The organism is Herbaspirillum sp. UBA812 (assembly GCF_002296545.1).
GTDB lineage: Bacteria > Pseudomonadota > Gammaproteobacteria > Burkholderiales > Burkholderiaceae_D > Herbaspirillum > Herbaspirillum huttiense.
Genome location: NZ_DBIC01000063.1, coordinates 14,152 through 21,244, shown reverse-complemented (window position 1 = coordinate 21,244; position 7,093 = coordinate 14,152). Strand labels below are relative to the sequence as shown.

Annotated in this window: 6 protein-coding genes; 2 read left to right on the top strand and 4 right to left on the bottom strand. The window is 59.6% G+C overall.

The window, feature by feature from the left end; all coding sequences use genetic code 11:
* Nucleotides 1-173 precede the first annotated feature (173 nt).
* Both B3873_RS04035 and B3873_RS04030 read left to right on the top strand, forming a co-directional pair.
* On the top strand, nucleotides 174-944 hold the full coding sequence (locus B3873_RS04035) for a hypothetical protein (protein WP_286864158.1): 771 nt from the start codon (nucleotides 174-176) through the stop codon (nucleotides 942-944).
* Nucleotides 941-1,420, top strand: coding sequence for a hypothetical protein (locus B3873_RS04030; RefSeq protein WP_286864157.1), 480 nt, complete (start codon nucleotides 941-943; stop codon nucleotides 1,418-1,420). Before B3873_RS04035 ends, B3873_RS04030 begins: the two co-directional genes overlap by 4 nt.
* Before the next feature lie 214 nt (nucleotides 1,421-1,634).
* On the opposite strand, the gene aroG is transcribed toward B3873_RS04030, so the two are convergent.
* The 4 genes from aroG to B3873_RS04010 all read right to left on the bottom strand — a co-directional run.
* Entirely contained in the window at nucleotides 1,635-2,708 is a 1,074-nt protein-coding gene (aroG, locus tag B3873_RS04025; protein ID WP_286864156.1) for a 3-deoxy-7-phosphoheptulonate synthase AroG, read from the bottom strand.
* 551 nt (nucleotides 2,709-3,259) lie between these two features.
* Nucleotides 3,260-4,720: a metalloprotease TldD gene (gene tldD, locus B3873_RS04020; RefSeq protein WP_134134763.1), complete on the bottom strand. Its 1,461-nt coding sequence runs from the start codon at nucleotides 4,718-4,720 to the stop codon at nucleotides 3,260-3,262.
* Between the two features lie 25 nt (nucleotides 4,721-4,745).
* The gene (locus B3873_RS04015; protein ID WP_259434491.1) at nucleotides 4,746-5,552 is read right to left on the bottom strand and encodes a carbon-nitrogen hydrolase family protein; all 807 of its coding nucleotides are present in this window, start codon (nucleotides 5,550-5,552) and stop codon (nucleotides 4,746-4,748) included.
* Between the two features lie 96 nt (nucleotides 5,553-5,648).
* Nucleotides 5,649-7,093: YhdP family protein (locus B3873_RS04010; RefSeq protein ID WP_286864152.1), on the bottom strand; the 1,445-nt coding region annotated here is incomplete at its 5' end.

The window sequence follows — 7,093 nt, the reverse complement described above, 5'->3', positions numbered from 1 at the left end:
GGCAAGCCCGGCGAGCCGATACCTGATCTGGCGTATTACATCAAGGCACCGGACGGAACTACTTACAGCGGCTACACCGATGCCAACGGCTTATGCGAACGAGTCGCGACCTATCATCCTGAGGAACTGAGCGTCTGGTTCGGCGAGGATGCAGAAACAAAAATGCGGGAGGGATGATGGGAGCAAAGGTCAAGACTAACCATGAAAAGGGCTCAACGGTGCCGGTGAAGCACGACCGCAAAGTACGTTTGTTACTATGGGGAGGCGCAGCAACCCCATCAGACAATTACACCTTCGAGCACGCAAAAAACAACGTGCTGCGCGACTATAAAGCTCAGGACAAAAGCAAATTTATCTTAGTGGTAAAGCGGATATATGTCGCAAAAGACATTGTCAGCATCATCAATTCGCAAACGACTGGAAGCATTCATTCTCTCGACATATGGACGCACGGGGGCCCTCAAGCACTATACCTAACTACCGCAGATCCCCCACCGCCGAAGGACTCCTCGTGGATTAGGAAAAAAGCTTATGAAGCAAATAGATGGGTACTACACAACTCCAGTCTATACCGCACAAGAACCCGAATGATATTCAACGCAGCGGGATGGGTGGAAGGTTCCGCACTGGTGGACGACATAGAGTTTTCGAAGTTTTCCGAAAATGCGAGAGTCGAACTACATGGATGTGCAACAGCGGCAAATCCATCCGATGCCGACAACATCGCCGCCGATATTTCAGAAAAACTAGCCTTAGCAGGAAAAGAAATGTCATTCGTAATCGGCCATATTGAGAATGCTGTTCCGGTTATCAAAGGTGAAGGAAAAACACGCGCGCCAGAGCAAGACTATAGGTTCGGTGAAAGGGCGATATTCAAGCACGGAAAACTGGTCTCTATTACGGAAAAACAAGGCGACCTTAGCGACAAAGAGCTTGAAAAATGATGCAAAAAAAATATCTGGCACGTACTTTCATCAGCGCCTCGTTACTTCTATTGGGTGCCATAGGTATCTGCGTTTATCCATTCACGCTGTCAAATCCAGACGTAACGATACAAGTCTTCGATAGACGTTATGCCTGCGGTGAATGCTATGTAGCATTCGGAATATCAAAGATCGAGGGGCGCGATGAAAGCAACCGACAAAACTCACCTTACCGGTTCGAGGACTGGGATGTTCTCGTTCTGTTCAGGGGGAATAACTCCTACCTATCCAGATATCAAGATGAGTTGTTTGAAAAGAACCCGGCATGTACATGGCCGACGTTTCGTCTCACGGGCCAGTTCAAACGTCGTTTGATTTATGCCCTGATCTTCAATGGCGACCACTACGATGGCATCTACTTCGATGCGAACTCAGGCGTGGCGATCAATACGGAGCCGAGCTGCAAGACCGTAGCGCGAGAGACCGCGTTGCCATAGGGCCAGAACTTCATTTTTAGAAATCAGATGAAAAGACGTTGCCTTTCGTCTTCTTACTTCTTTCCTGGGCTGCGCTGTGGGCAGGTAGCCATCTGCCCGACCAATATGAATTCAGCCGGGCCTAAAACAACAAAGCCCTGGCTCCCACCAAGGCTTTGTTCACTACCTCGCGCCAGCAATCACCGGCGCTTCAATCTCACTTCAACGACAACCCTCAAGCCGCATCCCGTTCATCGCCCACCAAACGGCGCTGCTTGACCGAATCCGCCAGGCCCTGCAGCACTTGCAGGCTTTCTTCCCAGTTGATGCAGCCATCGGTGATGGACTGGCCATAGGTCAGTTCCTTGCCCGGCACCAGGTCCTGGCGGCCGGCCACCAGGTGCGATTCCACCATCACGCCGACGATGCGGGTGTCGCCCGCCGCCACCTGGCGACCGATGTCGGCGCAGACCGGAATCTGGTTTTCCGGCTTCTTGGAGCTGTTGGCGTGCGAAGCGTCGATCATCAGGCGCGCTCCCAGGCCGCTCTTGGCGATGTCCTGGCAAGCCGCTTCCACGCTGGGCGCATCATAGTTGGGCTGCTTGCCGCCGCGCAGGATGATGTGGCAATCCTCGTTGCCGGCAGTGGAGACGATGGCCGAGTGGCCACCCTTGGTCACCGACAGGAAGTGGTGCGGCTGCGACGCGGCCTTGATGGCATCCACGGCGATCTTGACGTTGCCGTCGGTACCGTTCTTGAAGCCCACCGGGCAGGAGAGGCCAGAAGCCAGCTCGCGGTGCACCTGCGACTCGGTGGTACGGGCACCGATGGCGCCCCAGCTGATCAGGTCAGCAATGTATTGCGGGCTGATCACGTCCAGGAATTCGGTACCGGCCGGCAGGCCCAGGTCGTTGATGTTCAACAGCAGTTCACGGGCCGCGCGCAAGCCGTCGTTGATGCGGAAGCTGTTGTCCATGTACGGGTCATTGATCAAACCCTTCCAGCCCACCGTGGTGCGCGGCTTCTCGAAGTAGACGCGCATGACGATTTCCAGCTCGTTCTTGTGGCGCTCGCGCTCCACCACCAGGCGGCGCGCATATTCCATGGCGGCCTTGGTGTCGTGGATGGAGCACGGGCCGATGACGACCATCAGGCGGTCATCTTGGCCATGCAGGATGCGATGCAGCGCCGTGCGGGCTTCAGCGGTGGTGCGCTCGACCTTTTCGGTGCAGGCGAATTCGCGGATGAGATGCGAGGGGGGGACCAGTTCTTTCATTTCTCGGATGCGAAGATCGTCAGTGCGCGGCATTTTTTTCTCCTGGTGTACTGCAATGATTCAGCTGGAATGTTGACCAAAAAAAAACCGCCATCACTGGCGGTTTTTTAGGAAATCGGTTTTGTCTTTTTACGAACGCTTACCGCTTTTCACCGCCGTGGGGCTGGAATAGCTAAAGTAAAAATAAAAGTAAGCGCGGGCGAAAGACATGTCTGGCGTCATGGGTTAAGTGAAGCAGGCGTTCATAGTGCTACAAATCAGGGGCTTTGGCAAGCAACAAGACGAAATCGACATGCTGCGCTGCAAATGCATATTTCATTCGTCAAATATATATTTATTGAATATTTATTGCTTAAATAGCCAATCAGCGTCGCTAAAACACAATAAAAAATCTGGCCTCGTGCAAGCCTTGCCCGCACCCCCTCGTCTTGCCAACTGTGGCTTTCCTGCAAAAAAAGTGAATATTTGATCTGGCCAAGTCGTTTCCCCCTGCCTCCGGAAGTCATATTCCCGGCGCATAAATGAAAAAACCGCCGGTGAATGACACCGGCGGTTTTCACAAGAAACGATGCAGCGATGAACGATCAGGCAGTTCCGCCCACGGTCACGCCATCCAGACGCAAGGTCGGCTGCCCCACCCCGACCGGCACGCTCTGGCCTTCCTTGCCGCACACGCCGACACCCGAATCCAGGCGCATGTCATTGCCGATCATGGAGACGCGGTTGAGCACATCCGGACCATTGCCGATCAAGGTCGCGCCCTTGACCGGATAGGTGATCTTGCCATCCTCGATCATGTAGGCCTCGCTGGCCGAGAAGACGAACTTGCCGTTGGTGATATCCACCTGGCCACCGCCGAAGTTGACGGCATATAGGCCATTCTTGACCGAGGCCAGGATCTCGCCCGGATCCTTGTCACCGCCCAGCATGTAGGTATTGGTCATGCGCGGCATGGGCAGGTGGGCGAAGGATTCGCGGCGCGCGTTGCCGGTGACGTCCATCTTCATCAGGCGGGCGTTCATGGTGTCCTGGATGTAGCCCTTCAGGATGCCGTCTTCGATCAGCGTGGTGCACTGGGTCGGATTGCCTTCATCGTCGATGTTGAGCGACCCGCGGCGATCGGCGATGGTGCCGTCATCGACCACGGTCACGCCCTTGGCGGCGACGCGCTCGCCGATGCGGCCGGAGAAGGTGGAGGATCCCTTGCGGTTGAAGTCGCCTTCCAGGCCGTGACCGATGGCTTCGTGCAGCAGGATGCCCGGCCAACCAGGGCCGAGGACCACGGTCATGGGGCCAGCCGGAGCCGGGCGCGCATCCAGGTTGACCAAAGCGGTGGCCACCGCTTCGGAAGCATACTTCTCCAGCAGGGTGTCGGAGAAATAGCCGTAGTCATAACGTCCACCGCCACCGCTGCTGCCCATCTCGCGACGGCCATTCTGTTCGGCGATCACCGTCACCGACACCCGCACCAGCGGACGGATATCGGCGGCCAGCACGCCATCGGCGCGCGCCACCAGCACCACGTCGTATTCACCGGAGAGGCTGGCCATGACCTGCTTGACGCGCGGGTCCTTGGCGCGGGCGATGCGTTCGATGCGTTCCAGCAGCTGCACCTTGGCCGTGGCGTCCAGCGAGGTCAGCGGATCATGCGGCAGGTACAGCGCGCGGCCGCCGGCCGGCGTCATGGCACCGGCCACCTTGATCTTGCCGCTGCCCTGGCGGGCGATGGTGCGGGTAGCTGCTGCGGCATCCAGCAGGGCCGATTCGGAAATCTCGTCCGAATAGGAGAACGCGGTCTTGTCGCCCGACACGGCGCGCACGCCCACCCCCTGGTCGATGGAAAAGCTGCCGGTCTTGACGATGCCCTCTTCCAGGCTCCAGCCCTCGCTCTTGGTGAACTGGAAGTAAAGGTCGGCGTAGTCCACCTTGTGCGTGAACATGCTGCCCAAGGCCTTGAGCAGCTTGGATTCGTCCAGGCCGAAGGGAGTCAGCAGCACGTCGCGCGCCACTTGCAGGGCGCCCATGTTGGGTTCAAATAATTTCATAGCGTCTTGTCGGAAGGCAAAAAGGTCAAAGCTTGCGATGGCGTAGCGCCGGCAAGCTTTCTCGAACGTATTGTAGACGATGGGGATCAATGTCGCCGATCACAAGCCCTTCTCCCTCAGGGAGAACCGAGACGATCTCGCCCCAGGGATCGACCAGCATGCTGTGGCCCCAGGTACGGCGGCCATTGACGTGCTGCCCGCCCTGCGCCGAGGCCAGCACGTAGCACTGGTTCTCGACGGCACGCGCGCGCAGCAGCAACTCCCAGTGCGCGCGGCCGGTGGTATAGGTGAAGGCGGCAGGCATCACGATCAGGGCGCACTCGCCCATGGCGCGGTACAGCTCCGGAAAGCGCAGGTCATAGCACACCGACAAGCCGACCCGCCCGAAGGGTGCCTCGAAGCTGCGGACTTCGCTGCCGTATTCGATGGTGCGGGCTTCGTCGTAGTTTTCTTCACCCCGCACGAAATTGAACAAGTGGATCTTGTCGTAACGCGCCACCCGCTGGCCATCCGGTCCATAGACCAGTGAAGTATTGAGCACCTTGCCGGAAACCGCCGACTGCAGCGGCAGTGTGCCGCCCACCAGCCACAGCCGGTGCTCGCGCGCCAGGGCGCTCATGCATTCCTGCATGGGACCGCTGCCATCGGCTTCGGCATGGGCCAACTTGTCGCGCTCATGTAATCCCATGATCGGCCAGTATTCCGGCAGCAGCACCAGTTGCGCGCCCTGCTGCGCTGCCTGCGCCACCAGGCGGCTGGCCGCATCGAAGTTCTGCAATGGCTCGGGGGTGGAGACCATCTGGATCGCCGCCACCTTGAAGGAATCGCTCATGTCTGCCTCTTGCCAACGTGGGGAGTAAAAAAAGAATGCCGCCAGTATCGCCCATCCGCGCTGGCCGCGCTGGCCCGGCCGAGGACGGAAAAAGGATCAGGCACCGGAATTGATAGCCGGTCCCGGTGCGGGTGCGCCGCGCCGCTGGGCCGGAGCCGGTGAAGGAGGCGGCACCACGTCATTGCCCGGCTTGCCATCCTCCTTGCCGCCCTTGCCCTTCTGCAGCACCTCGCGGGCACGTTCGGCATCCACCGGCGAGACCTGCCCCTGCTTGACCACGATGGGGTCGCTCCAAGGACCTGTCACCTTGTATTCGAAGCTGAGCGACTTCATCACCGGATTGCGCAGGAACAGCTGCGCCAGCAAGGTACTCACCCCCACCACCGGATTGACCGCCATCGCCACCACCGAGGCCGTGCCGAGGTTGATCTCGGGGATCACCACCACATGCAGGTCCTGGGTCTCGCGGGCGATGTCGGCCGAGCCGCTCATCAGCACCGAGGCCGTCACGCCCGCCATCTTGAGATTGTCCGTGCTGGCGATGCCCTTGGCGATGCTGGCAGTCCCGGCCACGGTATCGAAGGCGAAGCCTTCAGAGAACACGTCGCGGAAGTCCAACGTCAAACGGCGCGGCAAGGCCTGCAGGTTGAGCACGCCCAGCAGCTTGGCAGCACCCGGATCCACCTTCAGGAACTGTCCCGAATGCACGTCCATGTGCACCTGCCCGGCCAGCGTTGCCATGTCCATCGCATAGGGAGGTGCCTTCCAGCTGAGATCGCCATCGAGCTTGCCGCGTCCGCCGCGGATGGTGCCGGGATAACCGAAGCGTTCCAGCAGCTTGCCCGCATCTTCGATATCCAGCGCATAGGTGAAGTTGGAGGTGTGATTGCTGCCGAAGGTGAGCCAGTTGCCCGCTGCCCGGAACTGTGCGTCGGGATTGGCCAGCAGCAGGCGGCTGATGCGCCATTCGCGGCCGACCGAGGTCAGGATGTTGCTGGCATCGAGTTCCAGCCGGCCCAGCTTCTTGCCGCCCAGTTCGAACTGCTCGGCGCGGATGTCCAGCGCGGGCATCTGCAGGTTGTCGTCGGTCTTGTCGGCACTGGCGGGCGGGGCCGCGTCGGCCGTCGGGCTGGACTTGGGAATGACCAGCGAGGACAGCCGTGCCGTGACCTTGCCGGCCCCGCGTGCGCTGCCGGGTTCGTCCCAGGTCACGGTACCGGAGGCTTGCTGGGACTCCAGGTTGATCTGCCAGGCATTGCGGCGATGCGCCGCTTCCAGGATCAGCTTGTTGAGCTTCTTGCCCATCAGGTTCAGTTCGCCGACGCGGGCCGAGACGCTGTCCGGCTCCAGGTATTGCGTGACATCGCTGTTGCCCAGGCGATTGCCTGCGGCTGCACCGTTGCCGGCGACCGCCGCGTCCTTGCCCGCCAGGTCCTTCTTCAGAGCCAGCCAGGCGTCGGCATCCAGGCTGTCGGTGGCCAGGGCCAGCTTCAGACCGGAGGCCGGAGTCGGTGCCGGCTGGTTCCAGCCGATGCCGCCGC

What these genes read in the sequence shown, in the direction of transcription:
- B3873_RS04035 (WP_286864158.1), top strand. Translation starts at nt 174, where the DNA reads ATGATGGGAGCAAAGGTCAAGACTAACCATGAAAAGGGCTCAACGGTG.
- B3873_RS04015 (WP_259434491.1), bottom strand. Translation starts at nt 5,552, where the DNA reads ATGAGCGATTCCTTCAAGGTGGCGGCGATCCAGATGGTCTCCACCCCC.
- tldD (WP_134134763.1), bottom strand. Translation starts at nt 4,720, where the DNA reads ATGAAATTATTTGAACCCAACATGGGCGCCCTGCAAGTGGCGCGCGAC.
- aroG (WP_286864156.1), bottom strand. Translation starts at nt 2,708, where the DNA reads ATGCCGCGCACTGACGATCTTCGCATCCGAGAAATGAAAGAACTGGTC.
- B3873_RS04030 (WP_286864157.1), top strand. Translation starts at nt 941, where the DNA reads ATGATGCAAAAAAAATATCTGGCACGTACTTTCATCAGCGCCTCGTTA.